At 68.1% G+C, this 19,471-nt stretch carries 25 protein-coding genes and 3 tRNA genes; 14 read left to right on the top strand and 14 right to left on the bottom strand.

Annotation, left to right across the window (positions count from 1 at the left end):
• Positions 1-15 precede the first annotated feature (15 nt).
• Complete coding sequence (locus tag AWC18_RS20590; protein ID WP_064999347.1) at positions 16-591, top strand: TIGR03086 family metal-binding protein; 576 nt, start codon at positions 16-18, stop codon at positions 589-591.
• 56 nt (positions 592-647) lie between these two features.
• A complete protein-coding gene (locus AWC18_RS20585) occupies positions 648-1,853 on the top strand; it encodes a TerC family protein (protein ID WP_085139946.1) in 1,206 nt (401 codons plus the stop codon).
• Here the strand turns inward: AWC18_RS20585 and AWC18_RS20580 are convergent.
• From AWC18_RS20580 to hisC, 3 genes are read right to left on the bottom strand one after another with little or no spacing between them, the layout of a single operon-like run.
• Entirely contained in the window at positions 1,835-2,305 is a 471-nt protein-coding gene (locus AWC18_RS20580) for a DUF4334 domain-containing protein (RefSeq protein WP_085139964.1), read from the bottom strand. The two genes, AWC18_RS20585 and AWC18_RS20580, sit on opposite strands and share 19 nt — an antisense overlap.
• A 13-nt stretch (positions 2,306-2,318) precedes the next feature.
• A complete protein-coding gene (locus AWC18_RS20575) occupies positions 2,319-2,732 on the bottom strand; it encodes an SRPBCC family protein (protein WP_085139945.1) in 414 nt (137 codons plus the stop codon).
• Positions 2,733-2,744: 12 nt separating this feature from the next.
• Positions 2,745-3,791: a histidinol-phosphate transaminase gene (gene hisC, locus AWC18_RS20570; protein WP_085139963.1), complete on the bottom strand. Its 1,047-nt coding sequence runs from the start codon at positions 3,789-3,791 to the stop codon at positions 2,745-2,747.
• Positions 3,792-3,945: 154 nt separating this feature from the next.
• Between hisC and AWC18_RS20565 the strand changes: the two genes are divergently transcribed.
• A tRNA-Ser gene (locus AWC18_RS20565) sits at positions 3,946-4,034 on the top strand.
• Positions 4,035-4,071: 37 nt separating this feature from the next.
• Positions 4,072-4,144, top strand: a tRNA-Arg gene (locus AWC18_RS20560).
• A gap of 51 nt (positions 4,145-4,195) precedes the next feature.
• Here AWC18_RS20560 and AWC18_RS20555 read toward each other — a convergent pair.
• The 8 genes from AWC18_RS20555 to AWC18_RS20520 form a co-directional block, all read right to left on the bottom strand.
• Positions 4,196-4,927 carry a hypothetical protein gene (locus AWC18_RS20555; protein WP_234806614.1) on the bottom strand — a complete coding sequence of 244 codons (732 nt, stop codon included), beginning with the start codon at positions 4,925-4,927 and terminating at the stop codon, positions 4,196-4,198.
• A gap of 14 nt (positions 4,928-4,941) precedes the next feature.
• The gene (locus AWC18_RS20550) at positions 4,942-5,679 is read right to left on the bottom strand and encodes a hypothetical protein (RefSeq protein WP_076049245.1); all 738 of its coding nucleotides are present in this window, start codon (positions 5,677-5,679) and stop codon (positions 4,942-4,944) included.
• Positions 5,676-6,416, bottom strand: a complete 741-nt coding sequence (locus tag AWC18_RS20545; protein ID WP_076049244.1) for a hypothetical protein — start codon at positions 6,414-6,416, stop codon at positions 5,676-5,678. The genes AWC18_RS20550 and AWC18_RS20545 overlap by 4 nt, the downstream gene beginning before the upstream one ends.
• A gap of 9 nt (positions 6,417-6,425) precedes the next feature.
• Entirely contained in the window at positions 6,426-7,181 is a 756-nt protein-coding gene (locus AWC18_RS20540; RefSeq protein ID WP_085139944.1) for a hypothetical protein, read from the bottom strand.
• 28 nt (positions 7,182-7,209) lie between these two features.
• Positions 7,210-7,518 (bottom strand): hypothetical protein, encoded by a 309-nt coding sequence (locus tag AWC18_RS20535; protein WP_085139943.1) that lies wholly within the window; start codon positions 7,516-7,518, stop codon positions 7,210-7,212.
• Between the two features lie 70 nt (positions 7,519-7,588).
• Entirely contained in the window at positions 7,589-8,833 is a 1,245-nt protein-coding gene (locus AWC18_RS20530; RefSeq protein ID WP_085139942.1) for an amidohydrolase, read from the bottom strand.
• Entirely contained in the window at positions 8,830-9,828 is a 999-nt protein-coding gene (locus tag AWC18_RS20525; RefSeq protein ID WP_076049251.1) for a phosphotransferase family protein, read from the bottom strand. Before AWC18_RS20525 ends, AWC18_RS20530 begins: the two co-directional genes overlap by 4 nt.
• A gap of 83 nt (positions 9,829-9,911) precedes the next feature.
• The gene (locus tag AWC18_RS20520) at positions 9,912-10,256 is read right to left on the bottom strand and encodes a nuclear transport factor 2 family protein (RefSeq protein WP_076049250.1); all 345 of its coding nucleotides are present in this window, start codon (positions 10,254-10,256) and stop codon (positions 9,912-9,914) included.
• Between the two features lie 77 nt (positions 10,257-10,333).
• Between AWC18_RS20520 and AWC18_RS20515 the strand changes: the two genes are divergently transcribed.
• The 6 genes from AWC18_RS20515 (at position 10,334) to AWC18_RS20495 (ending at position 15,661) form a co-directional block, all read left to right on the top strand.
• Positions 10,334-11,038 (top strand): response regulator transcription factor, encoded by a 705-nt coding sequence (locus AWC18_RS20515; RefSeq protein ID WP_109551918.1) that lies wholly within the window; start codon positions 10,334-10,336, stop codon positions 11,036-11,038.
• On the top strand, positions 11,016-12,539 hold the full coding sequence (locus AWC18_RS20510) for a sensor histidine kinase (RefSeq protein WP_085139941.1): 1,524 nt from the start codon (positions 11,016-11,018) through the stop codon (positions 12,537-12,539). The genes AWC18_RS20515 and AWC18_RS20510 overlap by 23 nt, the downstream gene beginning before the upstream one ends.
• Before the next feature lie 195 nt (positions 12,540-12,734).
• Complete coding sequence (locus AWC18_RS20505; protein WP_085139940.1) at positions 12,735-12,917, top strand: hypothetical protein; 183 nt, start codon at positions 12,735-12,737, stop codon at positions 12,915-12,917.
• 4 nt (positions 12,918-12,921) lie between these two features.
• Positions 12,922-13,056 carry a hypothetical protein gene (locus AWC18_RS22265; protein WP_272937701.1) on the top strand — a complete coding sequence of 45 codons (135 nt, stop codon included), beginning with the start codon at positions 12,922-12,924 and terminating at the stop codon, positions 13,054-13,056.
• Positions 13,057-13,110: 54 nt separating this feature from the next.
• Entirely contained in the window at positions 13,111-14,982 is a 1,872-nt protein-coding gene (locus AWC18_RS20500; RefSeq protein ID WP_085139939.1) for an alkyl/aryl-sulfatase, read from the top strand.
• 34 nt (positions 14,983-15,016) lie between these two features.
• Complete coding sequence (locus tag AWC18_RS20495; RefSeq protein ID WP_064997464.1) at positions 15,017-15,661, top strand: histidine phosphatase family protein; 645 nt, start codon at positions 15,017-15,019, stop codon at positions 15,659-15,661.
• Position 15,662: 1 nt separating this feature from the next.
• Here AWC18_RS20495 and AWC18_RS20490 read toward each other — a convergent pair whose 3' ends face one another.
• Positions 15,663-15,995 (bottom strand): LapA family protein, encoded by a 333-nt coding sequence (locus AWC18_RS20490; protein ID WP_085139938.1) that lies wholly within the window; start codon positions 15,993-15,995, stop codon positions 15,663-15,665.
• Between the two features lie 170 nt (positions 15,996-16,165).
• Between AWC18_RS20490 and AWC18_RS20485 the strand changes: the two genes are divergently transcribed.
• On the top strand, positions 16,166-16,690 hold the full coding sequence (locus AWC18_RS20485; RefSeq protein WP_234784422.1) for a putative glycolipid-binding domain-containing protein: 525 nt from the start codon (positions 16,166-16,168) through the stop codon (positions 16,688-16,690).
• Here the strand turns inward: AWC18_RS20485 and AWC18_RS20480 are convergent.
• Positions 16,656-17,591 (bottom strand): prephenate dehydrogenase, encoded by a 936-nt coding sequence (locus AWC18_RS20480; RefSeq protein WP_420093376.1) that lies wholly within the window; start codon positions 17,589-17,591, stop codon positions 16,656-16,658. The genes AWC18_RS20485 and AWC18_RS20480 overlap by 35 nt on opposite strands.
• A gap of 90 nt (positions 17,592-17,681) precedes the next feature.
• On the opposite strand from AWC18_RS20480, the gene AWC18_RS20475 reads away from it, so the two are divergent.
• The 3 genes from AWC18_RS20475 to AWC18_RS20465 all read left to right on the top strand — a co-directional run bounded on the left by AWC18_RS20475 (position 17,682) and on the right by AWC18_RS20465 (position 18,787).
• Entirely contained in the window at positions 17,682-18,203 is a 522-nt protein-coding gene (locus AWC18_RS20475) for a tRNA adenosine deaminase-associated protein (RefSeq protein ID WP_064997453.1), read from the top strand.
• Positions 18,200-18,667 carry a nucleoside deaminase gene (locus AWC18_RS20470; protein ID WP_064997454.1) on the top strand — a complete coding sequence of 156 codons (468 nt, stop codon included), beginning with the start codon at positions 18,200-18,202 and terminating at the stop codon, positions 18,665-18,667. The genes AWC18_RS20475 and AWC18_RS20470 overlap by 4 nt, the downstream gene beginning before the upstream one ends.
• 29 nt (positions 18,668-18,696) lie before the next feature.
• Positions 18,697-18,787: transfer RNA gene (locus AWC18_RS20465), tRNA-Ser, on the top strand.
• 132 nt (positions 18,788-18,919) lie between these two features.
• Here AWC18_RS20465 and AWC18_RS21280 read toward each other — a convergent pair.
• Entirely contained in the window at positions 18,920-19,249 is a 330-nt protein-coding gene (locus tag AWC18_RS21280) for a DUF4333 domain-containing protein (protein ID WP_234806613.1), read from the bottom strand.
• Positions 19,250-19,471: the final 222 nt, after the last annotated feature.

The raw sequence follows: 19,471 nt of genomic DNA, 5'->3' as shown, positions 1-19,471 counted from the left end.
CCGTAGCGTTAGTCCATGGCCTCTGATCTACGACCCGGTCCCGACGCGCCTCCGGCTGACGAGCTGGCCGGCGCCGAAGCCGCCCTGGCGGTGCTGGCGCAGGTGCTGCACCACATCAGCCGCGACCAATTCTCCAATCCGACGCCGTGCTCGGAATTCGACGTCACGCAGCTGACCGAGCATCTGCTGAACTCCATCAGCGTCCTCGGTGGTGCGGCCGGCGCTGAGGTGGCGGACCAGGGCCCCGAGGAGTCGCCGGAACGGCGGGTCATCGCCGCGGCCCGGCCTGCCTTGGACGCCTGGCACCGTCGTGGGCTCGGTGGCAGCGTCACCATCGGCGCCCACGAGCTGCCGGCGACCATGGCGGTGGGCATTCTCGCGCTCGAATTCCTGGTGCATGCGTGGGACTACGCGACGGCCACCGACCGCACCGTGCCGGTGGCCGAACCGCTGGCCGAGTATGTGCTGAGCCTGGCGCACACCATCATCACCCCGCAGGGCCGGGCGCGAGCGGGCTTCGACGACCCCGTCGACGTCCCCGACTCGGCGCCGGCCCTGCAACGGCTGGTCGCGTTCACCGGACGGTCATAGCCCCGTTACCTGCAGGTCGAGTCGATGTCGCCGAACTCGCATACCGTGGACGGGACATGGACATCGCCGGTTGGGTGTGGGGGCTGACGGTCGTCGGACTTGTCGGTCTGCTGGCGTTCGACTTCTTCGCCCATGTGCGTAAGGCACACGTCCCGACGCTGCGCGAAGCGGCGATCTGGTCTGCCGGGTACGTCGGGATCGCGGTGCTCTTCGGGATCGGGATGCTGGTGTTCGGCGGAGTGGACGCCGGATCGGAGTACTTCGCCGGGTATGTCACCGAGAAGGCCCTGTCGGTCGACAACCTGTTCGTGTTTCTGGTCATCATGGCCGGATTCCGCGTGCCGCCCGAGGATCAGCAGAAGGTGCTGCTGTTCGGGATCGCCTTCGCGCTGATCGCCCGGACCGGCTTCATCTTCCTCGGCGCGGCATTCATCCACACCTTCGCCTGGGCCTTCTACATCCTGGGCCTGATCCTGCTGCTGACGGCGGGCAGCATGCTTCGTTCAGCCAGCGGCGACGAAGCCCTCCAGGCCGACAACGTGGTCATCCGACTCGCGAGGCGGATCATCCGCACCAGTGACCACTACGACGGCGACAAGCTGTTCACCATGGTCGACGGCCGCCGTGCGATGACCCCGATGCTGTTGGTGATGGTCGCCATCGCCGGCACCGACGTGATCTTCGCGCTCGACTCACTGCCGGCGATCTTCGGCCTCACCCGCGACACCTACATCGTCTTCACCGCCACCGCGTTCTCCCTGCTCGGCCTGCGGCAGCTGTACTTCCTGATCCAAGGTCTGCTGGATCGGCTCGTCTACCTGTCCTACGGCCTGTCGGTGATCCTCGGGTTCATCGGGGTGAAGCTGGTCCTGCACGGCCTGAACGAAAACAACGTCCCGTTCATCAACTCGGCCGAACCGGTCGAGGTCGTCGAGATCGGCACCGGGATGTCGTTGGTGGTGATCGTCGCCGTGCTCGCGATCACCGTGACGGTGTCGCTGCTGAGCCGGCGCGGCCGCACCCAGGCCGCGATGGCCAACGCCCGGCGCTACGCCACGGCCTACCTGGATATTGGGGCCGGCCACAGCGCCGCTGAGCGCGAGCGGTTGTTCGCGATGCTGGTCAACGAATGCGACCAGATCGTGGAGCTTGATCCCGGCGACGGAAAACAGGTCCGGGAGGATCCCGATCTGATCGATCTACTCGACCGTGCCACCGCCGACCGTCAGCGAGACGGCGACGATCAGATCCGCTCCAGGTAGAAGTAGAAGTAGCGGCCGTTGTCGAGAACCTGTCCCTTGCCGTTCATGATGCCCAGCACGGTGTTGTCGTCGACCCGCTTGAAGTGGTCGTGGGTGGGCTGACCGTCATAGACCATGGTCGCCACCACCTCGCCGCGGAACTCCTCAGCCCACAGGCTCGCCTCGCCCTTTCCGAGCTTGACGTTGGAGAACTTGTTGCCGTCTTCGTCCAGGCACACCAGCGGCTGCACGTCGGTGAGCGAGTTGAAGGTCTTGCCGAACCAGCGGGCCTTCTCCAACAGGCCGTTCATCTTGTGGCCGGTGACGAACTCCCCGCCGCGCCACTCGCCGATCATCTGCTCGACGGTGGCCGGCGGCAGTGCCGCCCAGAACGCGTCGAGCTCGGCGTCGGCGATGACATCGGTGCGCTGCCGGAGTGCGTCGAACGTGGCGCGGGCCTGCTCGTCATTCATGGTGGTCATCGTGTCAGACCGCCTTGTTCACGGCACGCTTGAGGCCGAACAACAGTCCGTGGGCCAGGACGGCGGCCACCCCGGGCAGCCGATTGTCGGCGCTGACGGTGTAGCTGATCTGCGTACCGGATCCCGTCGATCGCAGCGCGACGTCGCCGACGTAGTTGCGGAAGGGCACCCCTGAGACGCCCCGGTAGCTCAGCCGCTGTTCCGGCTCGAAGGTGATGATCTCCTCCACCAGTGGCGCCATTCCGGGCACCGCCTGGATCCGGCGCTGGGCGCCGACGCCGTTGGGCTCGGGGGTTCCGGGCCGGATCACGGTGATCTTCAGTCCGGGGGCCCAGCCCGACATGCCCTCGTAGTCGGAGAGCACCGCCCACACCTGAGCCGCGGATGCGGCGACGGTGGCAGTCGCTGTCGCGTGCATTTCAGTTCCTCCTCAGCGGTACGTCTGTGCGAACCGTAACAGCGCGTCGTTCTCCTCCGGCGCGCCGATGGTCACCCGGACGCCGTCCTGGCCGTAGGGGCGCACGACGATGCGGGCCGCGGCGGCGGCGGCCACGAAATCGGCGGTGCGCTCGGCCAGCGGCAGCCACACGAAGTTGGACTGTGAATCCGGCAGCTCGAACCCGGCGTCACGCAGCGCAGCCGACACCCGGGCCCGTTCGGCGACCACCGTGTCGGTGCGGGCCATCAGCTCCTCGGCGGCGTCCAGTGAGGCGATCCCGGCGACCTGCGCCACGCTGGAAACCGTGAACGGCACGTAGACCTTGCCCAGCGCGGTGATGATCTCCGGGTCGCCGACCGCGTAGCCCAACCGCAGGCCGGCCAGCCCGTAGGCCTTGGAAAAGGTGCGCAGTACCACCACATTCCGGTGGCGCCGGGCCAGCCCCAGGCTGTCGGGCAGCAGGCCGTCGCGGATGTACTCCACATACGCCTCGTCGATGGCGATCAGGATGTGCGGCGGCACAGCGGCGACGAACCGCTCCAGTGCGTCGGGGTCGACCACGGTGGACGTCGGGTTGTTGGGGTTGCAGACGAAGATCAGCCGGGTGCGCTCGGTGATGGCGTCCAGCATGGCGTCCAGGTCGTAGGTGTGCTCGCGCAGCGGCACCTGCACCGGCACGGCGCCGGCGGTGCGTACCTGCAGCGGGTAGATCTCGAAGCTGCGCCAGCCGAACACCACCTCGTCGCCGGCGCTGGTGGTGATCTGGATGAGCTGCTGGCACAGGCTGACCGAACCGCACCCGGCCGCCACGTGCTGCGGGTCGAACCCGACATGCTCGGCCAACCGGGCGCGCAGCGCGGCATAACCGTTGTCCGGGTAGCGGTTGGTGGTGGCCAGCGCGGCCTCGACGGCTTTGACCACGCTGGGCAGCGGGGGGAGCACCGTCTCGTTGCTGGCGAGCTTGATCGAACCCGGGACCGTCTTGCCCTCGACGTAGGCCGGCAGTGCGGCGATCTCCGGGCGCAGTCGGGCGGTCACGGACCACAGCATATGTGTGCGGTTGGCGGCTGGGACCGCCGCATTGACCCCACGGTTCAGCGAGGCTCGACGCAGGAGAGGTGAAGCTGGGGCCGCCGCGTGAACCGGGCGGTTTCAGAACTGGGGGAGTGATCCGGTACCCTCAACGAGTTCGGGAGGCGTGCCAGAGCGGCCGAATGGGACTCACTGCTAATGAGTTGTCCTCTTTACGGGGGACCGGAGGTTCAAATCCTCTCGCCTCCGCAACGGCCGGGCTTGCTCGACCGACAACTGAAGACAGGCGCCCGTAGCTCAACGGATAGAGCATCTGACTACGGATCAGAAGGTTGGGGGTTCGAATCCCTTCGGGCGCACATTTCAGCGGTGACAGAAGCCCCGGCTACGGCCGGGGCTTTTCTGTTCGGCTAGGACCGGTCGCTTCGCCGATCGGTGCGCGGTTCGGAGGTATCGGGCGAGAACCACGCCCTCTTGGCCTGCCAGGACTGCGCCAGGCCATAGGCGAAGATCGACACCGAGAGACACAGGCAGGCCCAGATCACCGGGCCGGCATAGCGGTGGGTAGCTACCGAGATGATCCCCACCACGACGCCCGCTGTCGCGAAGCTCATTGCCGCCACGTACAACCGAATCGTCGTTCGGGCCCGGGGATCGCGCCACAATGCCCACGACAGCCGCGCGACGTAGCCGCTCAGGTACAGCACCAGCACGCTGACCGTCACCTCGTAGACAGTCAACCAGCCGTCACCGTCCAGGCGCGCGAACATGTCCGGCTCGAAGCCCCGGGTGGAGTTCACGAACGCAATCAGCATCACCGCCAGCCCCAAACCCACCGGCGCCAACAGGTGCTTGCGCATGATCGGCCACACGTGCGCAGGATCGGTGAGGCGCACCAGCATGTGGTAGATGTTGCCGATCACCCCCGCGATCAGACCGAGCCAACCGATCAGCTGCGGCACATTCCACAAGTCCAGCAAGCTGTACGTGGGCGGGCCCAGCTCGTCGCTGGCCCACGGTGTCACCAGCAGCAGCGAACCGCCCTCCATCGCGATGGCGAAGGTGGCGCCGGCCTCCCAGCGCGACCACCAGGTGTCGCGGCGAACCCACAGGCAGTAGAGGACCACCACTACGGTGGCCACGATACAAACAGGTGTCATTGCGCGTCGATCACCGACTCGTCGCCGTCGGCGGTGAACCAGGCGCGCTTGGCTTTCCAGGACCGCGCCAGGCCATAGGCGAAGATCGACACCGACAGGCATAAGCCGACCCAGATCACAGTGCCGGCATATCCGCCGAACCAGATCGAGACGACGGCAGCGACACCGGCCATCGCCGCGAAAGTCATTGCCGCCACGTACAGCACGAGCGTCGTCCTGGCCCGTTGATCGTGCCGCAGCGACAGCACCAGCCGGCCGACGTAGCTGCTCAGGAACAGCACCAGGGCGGCGATCGCCACCTCGGTGACGGTCACCCAGTGGTCACCGTCCAGAGCGGCGAACAGGTCTGGCTCGAAGCCTCGGTCGGTGCTGACGAAGGCCACCACTACCACCGCGACGCCGATACCCACCGGCACCAGCAGGTGCTTGCGCATGATCGGCCACACGTGTGCGGGATCAGTCAGCCGCACCAGCATGTGGTAGATGTTGCCGATTATGCCTGCGACCAGGCACAGAAATCCGAGCAACTGCTGGACGTTCCACACTCCGGTAACGGTGTGCAGGGGCGGGCTCAGTTCGGTTGCCGCCCACGGCGTCAACAGGAGCAGCCCGAGCCCCTCCATCGCGATGGCGAAGGTGGCGCCGGCCTCCCAGCGCGACCACCAGGTGTCGCGGCGAACCCACAGACAGTAGGTGACCATCACTGCGGTGGCCCCGATACAAACAGGTGTCATTGGGCGCCGATCACCGACTCGTCGCCGTTGGCGGTGAACCAGGCGCTCTTGGCCTTCCAGGACCGCGCGGACCCGTAGGCGAAGGTGCCCACCGCCAGGCAGATGAACAGCCAGATCGCGGGGCTGGCGTCGTCGCCGTCGATCCAGCTCGAACCGATCACGACCAGGCATGCGGCGGTGGCGAAGGCCATCGACACAAGGTAAAGGTCGATGGTGGATTTGGCGCGCGGATCATGCCGCAGCGTCAACATCAGCCGACTGACGTAGCCGCTGAGAAAGACCACCAGCGCACAGCCGACCACTTGGTAGAGCTCCATCCAGCCGTCGGTCCGGGGTGCGGCGAACACATCCCGTTGGTAGTCCTGATCGGAGCGCAGGAAGGCCGGCACCATCACCGCGAAGCCCAGCCAGATCGGGATCATGAGCTGGCGGCGCATGATGAGTCGCACCTGAACGGGGTCGGCCAGGCGCACCAGCATGTGATGGATGTTGGCCGTGATGGCCACGATCAGGCACAGGTGACCGATCAGCTGTTGCACGTTCCACACCCCGAGCCCGTGGTGCAGCGCCGGGCCGAGCTTGGCTCCGGCCCACGGCGACATCAGTAACAGCGCAACCGCTTCCAGCGCCAGCGCGAAGGTCAAGGAGTTCTCCCAGCGGGTCCACCAGGTGTCGCGGCGAACCCAGAGGCTATAGGCGACAAGCACCAGCGTGGCGGCAATGATCCCAGACGTCATGGGGCGCCCTCACGACAGCGGTTGCGGCGGGTTGGGCTGCGCCGTGGCACGCCCGTCGCCGGCGAACCACGCGGCCTTGGCCTTCCAGGAGCGGGCCGAGCCGTGGGCGAAGATCGCCACCGAAATACACACGCACAGCCAGATCAGCCGGCTGTCGTCGGATTTGGTCCAGGCATTGCTCAAGATCGCCATGATGGCCGCCACGGCGAAAGCCGTGGAGACGGTGTAGAGCTCGACGGTCTCCCGGGCGCGTGGGTCGGATCGCAGCATCGACAACACCCGCGTCGCGTAGCCGGCCAGGTAGATCATCAGCACGGAGAACAGTGCCCAGTACGCGCCTGCCCAGGCCCCGCCGCCGCCGAGCGCCGAGAATCCATCCGGGCGGTAGCCCGCGTCGGCGATCACGAACGTGACCACCAACGCCGCCACACCCACCAGCATGGGCGTTCGCACCTGCTGGCGGAACAGGGGGCGGAGTTGGTCGAAGTCGGCCAGCCGGACCATGACGTGGTAGACGTTCGCCGTGACGGCAACCGCGAAGAGCACATGACCGGCCAGCTGCTGGATATTCCATATCCGGGTGAGGTGGTGCAGCGCCGGTCCCAGATGGGTGGCGGCCCAGGGCGACATCAGGACCAGTGCGATGGTCTCCAGGGCGATCCCCGCGGTGATACCGCTCTCCCACCGCGACCACCAGGTATCGCGGCGCACCCATAGGCTATGCAGCGTCACCAACACGGTGGCGCCTATCAACGCCGACGTCATGGGTCGACGGTACTTCCTGCCGGTGCTCTTAGACGGGGGGTTTGTCCAGATCCGCCTTCAGATCACTGAGCCGCAGCGGTTGTGACGAGGACTGCAGGTATTCGGCGACCGCTTCGTGCTCGATCAATCCGAACCGCACCTGCAGGTCGACGGGGTTGAGTCCGAAGTACCTGGCAACTCGGATCAGGTTGTCTGCACTGATAAGTCGGCCCTCGTGGGCCGCCTTATAGTAAGCGGACTTGCGATAGCCGAATGCCTCGTAGACCTCGGTCGCTCCGAGCGGCCTACCCACGAGATAAGGCAACACGACGGTTGGGTCTTTGTGACGATCGTCCACAGCAATACACCTTAGCTCTTCTTGGTGGACCGCACAAGTATTTCAGAAACTGAGCGGTGTGTATTTTGTACTAAAACCGACTGACAGTAAGCAATTCAAGCATGACACGGGCCGCAATCCTGGTTCCGAGTGGGATAGCGGAAAGATCGACCACATAATCCGGCGAGTGCGGAATATAGGGGAACAACCGGCCCTTGTTCGCGGACTTCGCGTACACCCGTGGATCGGCGACCCCGACCAGCAGATAGGCCAGCGGTATATCGGCATACGGTCCTTTGAGTAGATGGCAGTCCTCCGAGCCGGTCAGCGCCGGCAGTTGGCGCACCACGTTGTCCGGTCCGAGGAGGTCGCCCAGCGCGCCGGCTACCCGATCGGTGAGGGCGGGGTCATTGACCAGCGGGGTGGCACCACCGCCCAGGGTGATTTCGGGCATCCGGTCCTCGGGCATGCCGTAGCCGCGTGCGATGCCCGCGCAGATCGCCCGAATGCGGGTCAGCATCGTCTCGCGTACCTCGGGTCGAAACCACCGCAGGTTGACCTTGAGCAGTGCCCGGTCCGGGATGACGTTGTAGGCACTGCCGGCCTGGATCGAGCCGACCGTCAGCACCGCCGTCTCGCCGGGTGTGACGGCGCGGCTGACGATGCTCTGGAACTGCACGACGGCCTCCGCAGCCATGAGCACCGGATCGCAGGCCAGCTGGGGCATCGACCCGTGCCCGCCGACCCCGTGGAACACGATGTCGAGCTGGTCGGTCCCGGCCATCCGTTCCCCGCCGACCGCCGCGACCATGCCGACCGGCACCGGCGCGGTGTGCATCGCCAGGAAGGCGTCCGGCCGGGGCGCCACGTCATACAGGCCGCCATCGACCATGGCCTGGGCGCCGCCGATCAGTTCCTCGGCAGGCTGTCCGATCAGCACCGCGGTGCCCGACCAGGAATCGGTGGTCTCGGCCAACACCTTGGCCAGCCCCAACATCCACGTCACGTGTGCGTCGTGGCCGCACATGTGGCCGAGTGCCGGGTTGCTGCTGGCGTAGTCGAGGCCGGTGGCCTCCGGTACGGCCAGTGCGTCCATATCGGCGCGGTACATCACCACCGGGCCGGGGCCGTTGGCCAGGACCGCCACCACACCGGTGCCCCCTATCCCGGTGGTCACCGTGAAGCCCAGGTCGCCGAGAGCCTGTGCGACCGTCCGGGCGGTGCGCACCTCCTGGAACCCCAACTCGGGGTTGCGGTGCAGGTCTTTGAAGACCTCGATCAGGCGGCGCGTGTCAGCCTCGACGATCCTGTCGATTGCGTCGATGCCGGCCGTCATGTCGCGCTCGCCATCCAGATCTGGGCCCGGTCGAAGAGCCAGACGGCGGCCTCGTGCAACTGATCGCCCACCTCCTTGTCGGCCATGCCGGCCGACGCCCGGGCCAGGGTGCCCTCGATCACGATGGCCAGCTTGAAACCGGCCATCACCGTGTACCAGCCAATATGCGACAGATCGCGAGAGCTGCCCGCGGCGTAGCGCTGGACCAGGTCATCGGGAGAGGCCAGCCCGTCCATGCCGGTCAGCGTGTGGCTGAACACGCTCGATCCGTCATCTTGACGCCAGGTGGCCAGCAGCCAGCCCAGGTCCAACAGCGGATCCCCGATGGTCGACATCTCCCAGTCCACGATCGCCGCCACCTCCGGTCCGGTGGGAGAGAACATCACGTTGGCCGCGTGGTAGTCGCCGTGCAGGATCCCGGGCTGCCAGGATGCCGGGACATTGCGCTGCAACCAGTCAGCGACGTCCTCGAGGCCCGGCAGATCCGGCCCCGGATAGTTCTCGAACTGCCGGTAGGAGTCCAGTTCGGCCAGCCACCGCGGCACCTGGCGCTCCAAGAAGCCCTCGGGCTTGCCGTAGTCGGCCAACCCCACCGCGACATGGTCGACAGCACCGAGTTTGGCCAGTGCGTCGGCCATCGACAGCCCCATCCCGTACCGGACCGTCGGGTCGCCGGCGTGCAGCGCGGGCAGCTCGCCGCTCGCGTTGAACCCGTCGACCGGTTCCATCAGGTAGAACACGGCGTCGCCGAGCACCGTCGGGTCGTCGCAGACGGCGATCAGTCCCGGATGCGGCACGTCGGTGCCGGCCAGCGCGGCAAGCAGCCGGGTCTCCCGCAGCATCACCGCGTTGCTGCGCGGTCGCAGATGCCGCGGGCCCCGTCTCAGCACGTAGCTGCGACCGGATCGGGTGAACTGCAGCATGACGTTCTGGGTGCCGCCGGACAGCTCCGTGACGTCGTGCAGCGGGCCCTCGCCCAGGCCTTGGGTGGACATCCATTCCGCGACCGCTTCGAGGTTCACGGGGGAAACCTAACCGGTCAGCCCGCAGCGATTCAGGGGTTTCGCGGGGCCCGGTGTCAGCTCTTGGGTCGGACCTGCTGGGAGATCGTCTGCACCCGGATGGAGTCGTCGTCGAACAGGAACGTGTCCACCCCGTCGACGCCGAAACCCGGTGCGTCCAGAGTCCATTCCAGCAGCAGCACATTGCCGCTGTAGGTCTGCGACTTGACCTCCAACTTCGCATCGGCCATGGCGCCGGCCAGCTGACTGAAGGCGGCCCGGATGCCGCTGCTGCCCTGCGCCACGCCGGCGGGGGTGATCAGTTCCGAGTCGTCGGTGTAGTCGACGAGCAGTTCGTCGACGTCGCCGGCGAGCAGAGCCTGCAGATGGTGGTCGAAGATTTCCTGCGGTGAGCGTGCCATCCGATGAAGATAATCGGTCGCGACCGACATACTGGAACCTGATGTCTGCGCCACGGGGATCGGTCGAACGTGTCGTGCTGTCGCACGCCGACGGCACACCCATCACGGCACTGGTGGTCGACGACGAATCGGTGCTGGCCGAGATGGTGTCCATGGCGCTGCGCTACGAGGGCTGGACCACCGCCACCGCGGGGGACGGCGCCGCAGCGATCGCCGCCGCCAAAGCGAAACGCCCCGACGTCGTGGTGCTCGACGTGATGCTTCCCGACATGAGCGGACTCGACGTGCTGCACAAGCTGCGGGAGATCAACCCGCGGTTACCGGTGCTGTTCTTGACCGCCAAGGACGGCCTGGAGGACCGCATCGCGGGCTTGAGCGCCGGCGGCGACGACTACGTCACCAAGCCGTTCAGCATCGAGGAAGTGGTGTTGCGGCTACGGGCGCTGTTGCGCCGCAGCGGGGTGGCCACCGCCGAGGCCGGCGCCCAGATCGTGGTCGGTGACCTGGTGCTCGACGAGGATTCCCACGAGGTGACCCGTGGCGGTGACCCGATCACCCTGACATCCACCGAATTCGAGTTGCTGCGTTACCTGATGCACAACGCCAAGCGGGTGCTGTCCAAGGCGCAGATCCTGGACCGGGTGTGGGGCTACGACTTCGGCGGCCGGGCCAACATCGTCGAGCTCTACATCTCCTACCTGCGGAAGAAGATCGACAACGGCCGGCCGCCGATGATCCACACGCTGCGCGGTGCGGGATATGTACTCAAACCCGCCGGATAGTTCGCCGCCGCCCGGCACGCGGCGCACCTGGTCGCTGCGGGCGCGGCTGCTGACCGGTCAGATCGTGCTGCTGACCCTGGCCTGCCTCGGGATCGGCGCGGTGACCGAGGTGGCTCTCTACCAGTACCTGGTCGGCCAGGTCGACGATCAGCTCTCCGACGCCTCGCACCGCGCGGCGCGGCTGCACGGCCCGCATCTGCTGCCGCTCGGGCGCCGGCTGCACCGGCCGCGACCGGGGCCCGGCCCGGACTTCCTGGACGCCCCCGGCCAGCCGGCCGGCATGGTCGGCGCGGTGTGCGACAGTCCGGACACTCCCGATGGCGCCCCCCTCGTGGAGGCCGGCTACCTCAGCGTCTCCGGTCAGCGTGAGCAGCTGAGCCCAGCGGCCGCAAGGCAATTGACCGAAGTGGTGGCGGGGGCCCCGCCGGTGACCCTTCGCCTGGACGGGGTGGGTCGCTACCGCGTGGTCGCAACCCCCGCCCGCCGCGGTGACGACGTGATCGTCACCGGGCTGCCGCTGGCCGCGGTGGACGACACCATGGTCCGGGTGCTGCTGATCTTCGGGCTGGTCACTCTGGTCGCGGTGGCCGCGGCGGCCTCGGCCGGCAGTGTTGTCATCCGGCGGGCACTGACCCCGCTGCGCCGTGTCGCGCAGACCGCCGGTGAAGTCGCCGGCCTGCCGTTGGATCGCGGTGAGGCGACGCTGCCGGTGCGGGTCGCGCCGTCCGACGCCAACCCCCGCACCGAGGTCGGACAGTTGGGCGCCGCGGTCAACCGGATGCTCGACCATATCGCCGCCGCGCTGTCGACCCGCCAAGAAAGTGAGACCCGGGTGCGTCAGTTCGTCGCCGACGCCAGCCACGAGCTGCGCACGCCGCTGACGGCGATCCGCGGTTACACCGAATTGGCGCAGCGCATTCCGGTATCCGACGGCACGGCCTCCGAAGCCCTGACCCACGCGTTGAGCCGCGTGCAGTCCGAAACCGAGCGGATGACCCAGCTGGTCGAAGATCTGCTGCTGCTGGCGCGGCTGGACTCCGGCCGTCCGCTGGAGCACGACCCGGTGGACCTGTCCCGGCTGGCGGTCGACGCCGTCAGTGACGCCCACGTCGGGGGACCGGACCATCAGTGGCGACTCGAACTGCCCGACGAGCCGGTTACCGTGCCCGGCGACGCCGCCCGCCTGCATCAGGTGGTGGCCAACCTGCTCACCAATGCGCGCGTGCACACCGGCCCGGGAACCGTGGTGACTCTTCGGTTGGGTGTCGACGGCGACCACGCCGTGCTCAGCGTCACCGACGACGGCCCGGGCATCCCCGCCGAGGTCCTGCCCGAGATCTTCCAGAGGTTCGCCCGCGGCGACACCTCCCGCTCACGCAAGGGCGGCAGCACCGGACTTGGCTTGGCGATCGCCTCGGCGGTGGTGCGGGCGCACCGGGGAACGATCGGTGTCACCAGCGCCCCCGGCCGCACCGAATTCACCGTCCGCCTGCCCCGCTAGCCCGTCTATTTCCGCGAGCGGGGGGGCTTATTTCCGCGAGTGGGCGTGTTTGCACACGACACGCCGGGTGCTGACGTACAACTGCGCACGCTCGCCGCTGGGTTTGCCACGCTCACCGGCCCCGGAGGGTTTGCCCGCCCCGCAGCGGCACCCCCGTCGGGTTTGCACCCGCCGTGTGGTGGGTAGGCGACCGGTATGAATCCCGAACTGCCACCCGAGCCGGGCCGGCCCGACGAACCGCCCCATCGGCGCGTTCCCGAGGAGCCACCGGAACGGCTGGTGCCCGCGGAACCGCCCGAGCGACTGGCGCCCGCAGAGGTGCCCGAGCGGCTGGTTCCCGAAGACCCGCCGAACCAACCCGACGACTCACCGGAGTGATCCCATGCGTGCTGAAGAAGGCGACGAATCCATACGTGACTACGCCCACGAGGCGCGGGTGACCCGCGACCGGGTCGCCCGCCCCTCCTGGCCGACGCGGCTGCGTCACGCGTTGACCTCGCTACGCCGGCGCCACTGACACTGACCCACCAACTCGCCGCGTGCTACGGCGGCGGGTGGCAAGCTGTGCGCCATGGAAAACCAGCCGGTGAGTGCCACGATCGCAGCCGCCCACGCCGAACACCGCGCGAAGCTGCCTTTCGACGACACAAGGGATTTCGCCGATGCGGATCGTGGCTTCATCGCAGCCCTGTCACCGTGCGTCATCACCGCTGCCGACGGCCGGGTGGTCTGGGACAACGACAGCTATGACTTCCTCGAAGGTGAAGCGCCGACCTCGGTACACCCGTCGCTGTGGCGGCAATCGCAGCTGGCCGCCAAGCAGGGCCTCTATGAGGTAGTCGAGGGCATCTACCAGGTGCGCGGCTTCGACATCTCCAACATCACCTTCGTCGAGGGCGACTCCGGCGTCATCGTCATTGACCCGCTGATCTCCACCGAGGTCGCCGCCGCCGCGCTGAAGCTCTACCGAGAACACCGCGGCGGAGACCGGCCCGTCACCGCGGTCATCTACACCCACAGTCACGTCGACCACTTCGGCGGTGTGCTGGGCGTGACCTCGCAGGCCGACGTCGACGCCGGTCGGGTGGCCGTGCTCGCCCCGGAGGGCTTCATCGACCATGTGGTGTCCGAGAACGTCTACGCCGGCACCGCGATGCTGCGCCGGGCCGGCTACATGTACGGCACCATGCTGGCCCGCGGGCCGCGTGGTCAGGTGGGCTGCGGCCTCGGCCAGAACACCTCGACCGGGGAGGTGTCGGTCATCGTCCCCACCGTCACCATCAGCCGAACCGGCGAGTCCCATGTCATCGACGGCGTCCAGATCGAATTCCAAATGGCGCCGGGCAGCGAGGCGCCGGCCGAAATGCATTTCTACTTCCCGCAATTCCGGGCGCTGTGCATGGCCGAGAACGCCACCCACAATCAGCACAATCTGCTGACACTGCGCGGCGCGCTGGTTCGCGACCCCCATGCGTGGGCCGGTTACCTCACCGAGGCCATCGACGCCTTCGCGGGACGCTCCGACGTCGTCTTCGCCTCGCACCACTGGCCGACGTGGGGCACCGAGCGGATCACGGAATACCTTGGCCTGCAGCGCGATCTGTACGCCTACCTGCATGACCAGACGCTGCGACTGCTCAACCGCGGCTTCACCGGAATCGAGATCGCCGAACAGTTCCAGCTGCCGCCCGCGCTGGAGGCCGCCTGGCATGCCCGCGGCTACTACGGCTCGGTGAGCCACAACGTCAAAGCGGTCTACCAGCGCTATCTGGGCTGGTTCGACGGCAACCCGGCCCGGTTGTGGCCGCATCCGCCCGAGGCGCTGGGACCCCGCTACACCGCAGCGATGGGCGGCGTGGACCGCGTCGTCGAATTGGCGCAAGCCGCCTTCGATGAGGGTGACTTCCGTTGGGCGGCAACCCTGCTCGACCATGCGATATTCACCGACGCCGACCATGCCGGGGCGCGCAGGCTCTACGTCGACACTCTCGAACAGCTGGCCTACGGCGCGGAGAACGCGACCTGGCGCAACTTCTTTCTGTCCGGCGCCACCGAACTGCGTACCGGAAACTTCGGCACCGTCGGCCAGGTCACCTCGGTGGGGCTGGTCTCGCAACTTACCCCCGAGCAACTCTTCGAGAGCCTGGCGATCCGGATCAACGGGCCGCGGGCGTGGGATCTGGTGCTGGCCCTCGACGTCTCGTTCGCCGACACCGGGGTCAACTATCGGCTCACCCTGCGCAACGGGGTACTGGTGCACCGCAAGACTCCGGCAGATCCCGACAGCGCGGACGTCACCGTCACCGCGCCCACCAAGCTGGCGCTGCTGGCGGCACTGCTGGGCGGTGGCGGGCTGGAGGTCGCCGGCGACCAGACCGCCTGGGCGAACCTGCTCGGCGTCCTGGACGCCCCGGACCCGAACTTCAACATCGTCACCCCGTGAGGCGGGGCCGAACTGGCCCCTTAGGGTGACAGGCGTGCAGTTGCTGTTGATCCGCCACGCCCTTCCGCTGCGCAGCGAATACGGTCAGGGTTCAGACCCGGAACTGTCCGAGACCGGATTCGCCCAGGCGCAGCGTCTGCCGGACGCGCTGACGCGGTTCCCGATCACCCGGCTGGTCAGCAGCCCGCAGCGCCGCGCGATCCAGACCGCGGAGCCGCTGGCCGCGCAGCTGGGGCGCAGCATCGACATCGACGAGCGATTCGCCGAATACGACCGCGACCTGGCCGGCTACCTGCCCGTCGAACATCTGCGCGCGGAGCGGCCCCAGGATTGGGCCCGGATGGCGCAGGGCCACCTGCCCGCCGACGTCGACGAGGCCGCGTTCTGCGCCCGCGTCTCTGAAGCCGTCACCGACGTGGTGGCCAGTGCCAATCCCGACGACACCGTCGCGGTGTTCAGCCACGGCGGCGTGATCAACGTGATCCTGCACCAGGTTCTGGGCACGCAGCGACTGCTGTCATTTCCCATCGACTATGTGTCGATCACCCGTCTGCTGTACTCGCGGTCGGGCCAGGCCGCGGTGGCGTCGACCAACGGCACCGAGCATGTCTGGGACCTGCTGCCGCGCAACCAGGCCCGACTGCCAGGCGCCGACCAAAACGGCGAAGCCGCGGGCTGATCTAGCGCTGAGCCGCCAGAGACTTCTTGGCGGCGCGGCGCAGTTGGAAGATCCGCGCGGTTCCCACCAGGGCGGTCAGCAACCCGCCGCAGATCGCCGCGAGCAGGATCGCCACCCCCGTCGGCAGGCTCCAGGTCCAGGTCAAGAACGCCAGGTCGACCGGACTCGTGTTCTGGGTGATGAACACCAGCAACACGATCAGCACCAGAAAACCGCCGATCAGCGCGCTCCACAGCGCGCCGGCACGGGTGAACGGCACCGCCGCCTGATGCTGCGGCGGTGTGCTGGCTTCGCCGGCAGGCGGGTCGACTGGCACGCTCGGATCGCTGCTCATAGGGATATCTTGCCGCTTGGCGCGCCGAAAGAAACCCGTTCTGGTGACTTTGCGCACCGGGGGTCCTCGCTGCGGATGCAGGGCCGGTCGCTTACGGTGTGCTGGTGAGTGCACCCCCGTCCGGCCGGTGGCCGGCCATTCTGACCTGGCGCGCGCCCGACGCCCCGCGGATGGAGTCGGTACGTGTGCAGATGTCCGGAAACCGGATCCGTGCCAACGGCCGCGTGGTGGCCGGGGCCACCGCCGAGCATCCGGCGTTCGGCATCTACTACGACCTGCACACCGACGAGTCCGGGGCCACCAAGCGGCTGGGACTGACCGTCACGCTCGCCGAACGCGAGCGCCAGCTGGTGATCGCCCGCGACGAAGAGAACATGTGGCTGGTCACCGACGCCCGCGGGCAGTCCCGTGCCGGCTATGACGGCGCGCTGGACATCGACATGCTGTTCAGCCCGTTCTTCAACACCTTGCCGATCCGGCGGGCCCGGCTGCACGAGCGGTCCGCCGCGATAACCCTGCCCACGCTGTACCTCAACGTGCCCGACATGACGGTGGTGGCGGCGACCGCGAGCTACAGCAGCGTCGGGACCGACGGCGGCATCAAGGTGAGTACTCCGGGAACCGATGGTGTCACCGTCACGGTCGACTCCGACGGGTTCGTCATCGACTATCCCGGGTTGGCAACGCGGATCTGATCACCCCGCCGGCCCGGCCGGCGGCGGCCAATTCTCGGCGCCAATCCCCGGCGCCGACGACCACGGTGACGATCTCGCTGCGCGGGAAGTTGTCGTAGCGCGTGCGGGCAGCGTGCCCATGATTGACCAGGTCGGCCACCGAATCCGCGGCGGACAGCGAGTCGCGCGCGTCGGCCAGCAGCGCGATCGCCCGGTCCAGCGCCGGCAGCAGTCGCTGCCAGTTGGCCTCGCACATGGCCCGGACCAGGTCCGGTGCCGTTCCGGCGACCCGGGTGCCGTCGCGAAAGGACCCGGCGGCCAGCGCAAAGGCCAGCGGCACGTCGGATGCGATCACGGCCAGCGCCTCAGCCATCAGGTGCGGCAGGTGAGAGATGGCGGCAGCGGCCGCGTCGTGTTCCTCAGAGCGGGCCGGCACCGCCAGCGATCCGCAGTCCAGAATCAGGTCCAGCACCTGCGTGAACACCCCGGGATCCACGTGGTCGTCGACGCTGATCACCCACGGTGCGCCCTGGAACAGACCGGCATGCCCGGCCGGCCACCCGGAGTGCGCAGTGCCCGCCATCGGGTGGCCGCCGACGAAGCGGTCCTGTAGTCCCGCGGCGGTGATCTCGTTGAGCACCGGGGTCTTGACGCTGGTGACGTCGGTCAATGGACAATCGGGCGCCAGGCGGCTGATCGGGCCGAGCAGCATCGACAGCGCCGGCACCGGAACGGCGATCACGATCAGCGCACCGGTGTCTGCGGCACGCTTGAGGGCCGTCTCCAGCTCGGTGGTGGCGTCGAATCCGTCGGCGACTGCGGCGTTGACCCCATCGGCCGACCTGTTGTAGCCGAACGCCGTCCGGCCTGCGGCCGCAGCAGCGCGCAGCACCGACCCGCCGATCAGGCCGAGCCCCAACACGCATACCGGAGTTTTCACTGTGCTTGATGCCACCTGTCCAGGTTGGCACACGCTGGTCAAGGGCGTAAGCGGCGACTACCGTAGGCGCCCATGGGAGCACAGAGCTCGTCCGCCCCGGGCCGGCCGGCAGAGACGCTGGACGGCTTCGGCGTGGCTGTGGTGCGCGAGGACGGCAAGTGGCGTTGCACGTCCATGCGCGCCGCTGCGCTCACCAGTTTGTCCACAGCTGAGACGGAGCTTCGTGAACTGCGCAGTGCCGGCGCTGTTTTCGGTCTGCTCAATGTCGACCACGAGTTCTTCGTGATCGTTCGGCCGGGCCCGGCTGGCACGCGGCTGCTGCTCTCGGATGCCACAGCAGCGCTGGACTACGACCTCGCCGACGAGGTACTCGAGGAACTCGACGCCGACATCGACGCCGACGACCTGGAGGAATCCGACCCGTTCGAGGAAGGCGACTTGGGGGTGTTGTCCGACATCGGGCTGCCCGCCGCGGTGCTCGGCGTCATCCTTGACGAGTCCGACCTGACCGTCGAAGAGCAGCTGCACCGAATCGCCAACGAGATGGGATTCGACGAGCAGCTCACCGCGGCGCTGCCGCGACGCGGTCGGTGAGCGGCCCGCTCACCGACGAGGACCTGATCCGCGCGGCCCTGGCGGCCGCCGGGCAGGCGGGGCCTCGCGATGTGCCGGTGGGTGCGGTGGTGGTCGGCCCGGACGGCACGGTGCTGGCCCAGGCGGCCAACGCCCGTGAGGCTCTCGGCGATCCGACCGCGCATGCCGAACTGCTGGCGATCCGTGCTGCTGCCGCCGTGCTCGGTGACGGATGGCGGCTGACCGGCGCGACGCTGGCTGTCACACTGGAACCGTGCACCATGTGCGCGGGCGCGCTGGTGGCGGCGCGGGTGGAGCGACTGGTGTTCGGCGCGTTCGAGCCCAAGACCGGGGCGGTGGGGTCGTTGTGGGATGTGGTGCGCGATCGCCGACTCAATCACCGCCCGCAGGTGCGCGGTGGAGTGCTGGCCGACGAGTGCGCTGCGCCACTGGAAGCGTTCTTCGCCCGGCAGCGATTGGGCTGACGGCCCACTCGTTGGGTACGCTGTCCCGCGGTGGCGTGTCCGAGCGGCCTAAGGAGCACGCCTCGAAAGCGTGTGTGGGGTAACCCCCCACCGAGGGTTCAAATCCCTCCGCCACCGCCATTGGTCGATCATCCCGGCCCCGCCGCCGGGATGATCGACAACTCCGCGAGATCTCATCCACGCAGGAAAAGTGCGAGTAGTGGGCTGCGTCAGCCCGATCTCGCGTAAGTAGCGTGCGTAGCGCCCCGAGAATTACCGGGGACGGTCCACCGCGTAGGTGCCGGCGTCGTCGGTGAACTCCACCAGGACCTGCCGCTGGGCGCCGTCGACCACCACCGCACAGGTGAAACTGCTGCCCCTGCGCACCGTCGGGTTGACCCCGTTGTTGCAGCGCACACCGGTCACGTCGGCACGCCCGTAGCCGTTGATCGGGTCGGTGAGCACCTGGCGCACACCCTCTTGAGCCTGGAGCACGTCGAGTTCGACGGGGCCGGAGCCGCCGACGGCCCCGCGCAGCACCAGCGTCAGCAGCACACCGAGCGCGAGCAGGCCGGTCAGGCCCGCGGCGATCACCACGGCCACGTTCGACGGACGCTGCGGGCTCGCCGGGGCACCGGCACTCGGCTGCCGGCGAGGGTCCACCGGAGGCCGCGGCCCCGGCGGCGGCCGGTGCTGACGGGGCGGCGGCACGCGGGGCGGTGGGGGTGGTGCGGGCCGGCGGACCTCCAGATACCAGGGTCGTTCGGGCGGCCGCGGACGCTGCGGGGGCGGCCCCACCGGCCCCCGCACCGGCCCACCGGGCCC

The organism is Mycolicibacter nonchromogenicus (assembly GCF_002101775.1).
GTDB classification, from domain to species: domain Bacteria; phylum Actinomycetota; class Actinomycetes; order Mycobacteriales; family Mycobacteriaceae; genus Mycobacterium; species Mycobacterium nonchromogenicum.
The sequence above is the reverse complement of the archived record's forward strand: the minus strand, read 5'-3'. Positions and strand labels throughout refer to the sequence as shown.

Excerpts from the sequence above, each read along its gene's own strand:
- AWC18_RS20590 (WP_064999347.1), top strand. The coding sequence starts at position 16 with ATGGCCTCTGATCTACGACCCGGTCCCGACGCGCCTCCGGCTGACGAG.
- AWC18_RS20520 (WP_076049250.1), bottom strand. The coding sequence starts at position 10,256 with ATGGCACGCTCACCGCAGGAAATCTTCGACCACCATCTGCAGGCTCTG.
- AWC18_RS20525 (WP_076049251.1), bottom strand. The coding sequence starts at position 9,828 with ATGTCCACCCAAGGCCTGGGCGAGGGCCCGCTGCACGACGTCACGGAG.
- AWC18_RS20580 (WP_085139964.1), bottom strand. The coding sequence starts at position 2,305 with ATGAATGACGAGCAGGCCCGCGCCACGTTCGACGCACTCCGGCAGCGC.
- AWC18_RS20485 (WP_234784422.1), top strand. The coding sequence starts at position 16,166 with ATGGAGTCGGTACGTGTGCAGATGTCCGGAAACCGGATCCGTGCCAAC.
- AWC18_RS20575 (WP_085139945.1), bottom strand. The coding sequence starts at position 2,732 with ATGCACGCGACAGCGACTGCCACCGTCGCCGCATCCGCGGCTCAGGTG.
- AWC18_RS20585 (WP_085139946.1), top strand. The coding sequence starts at position 648 with ATGGACATCGCCGGTTGGGTGTGGGGGCTGACGGTCGTCGGACTTGTC.
- AWC18_RS20530 (WP_085139942.1), bottom strand. The coding sequence starts at position 8,833 with ATGACGGCCGGCATCGACGCAATCGACAGGATCGTCGAGGCTGACACG.
- AWC18_RS20550 (WP_076049245.1), bottom strand. The coding sequence starts at position 5,679 with ATGACACCTGTTTGTATCGGGGCCACCGCAGTGATGGTCACCTACTGT.
- AWC18_RS20500 (WP_085139939.1), top strand. The coding sequence starts at position 13,111 with ATGGAAAACCAGCCGGTGAGTGCCACGATCGCAGCCGCCCACGCCGAA.
- AWC18_RS20505 (WP_085139940.1), top strand. The coding sequence starts at position 12,735 with ATGAATCCCGAACTGCCACCCGAGCCGGGCCGGCCCGACGAACCGCCC.
- AWC18_RS20540 (WP_085139944.1), bottom strand. The coding sequence starts at position 7,181 with ATGACGTCGGCGTTGATAGGCGCCACCGTGTTGGTGACGCTGCATAGC.
- AWC18_RS20475 (WP_064997453.1), top strand. The coding sequence starts at position 17,682 with ATGGGAGCACAGAGCTCGTCCGCCCCGGGCCGGCCGGCAGAGACGCTG.
- AWC18_RS22265 (WP_272937701.1), top strand. The coding sequence starts at position 12,922 with ATGCGTGCTGAAGAAGGCGACGAATCCATACGTGACTACGCCCACGAG.
- AWC18_RS20510 (WP_085139941.1), top strand. The coding sequence starts at position 11,016 with ATGTACTCAAACCCGCCGGATAGTTCGCCGCCGCCCGGCACGCGGCGC.
- AWC18_RS20545 (WP_076049244.1), bottom strand. The coding sequence starts at position 6,416 with ATGACGTCTGGGATCATTGCCGCCACGCTGGTGCTTGTCGCCTATAGC.
- AWC18_RS20490 (WP_085139938.1), bottom strand. The coding sequence starts at position 15,995 with ATGAGCAGCGATCCGAGCGTGCCAGTCGACCCGCCTGCCGGCGAAGCC.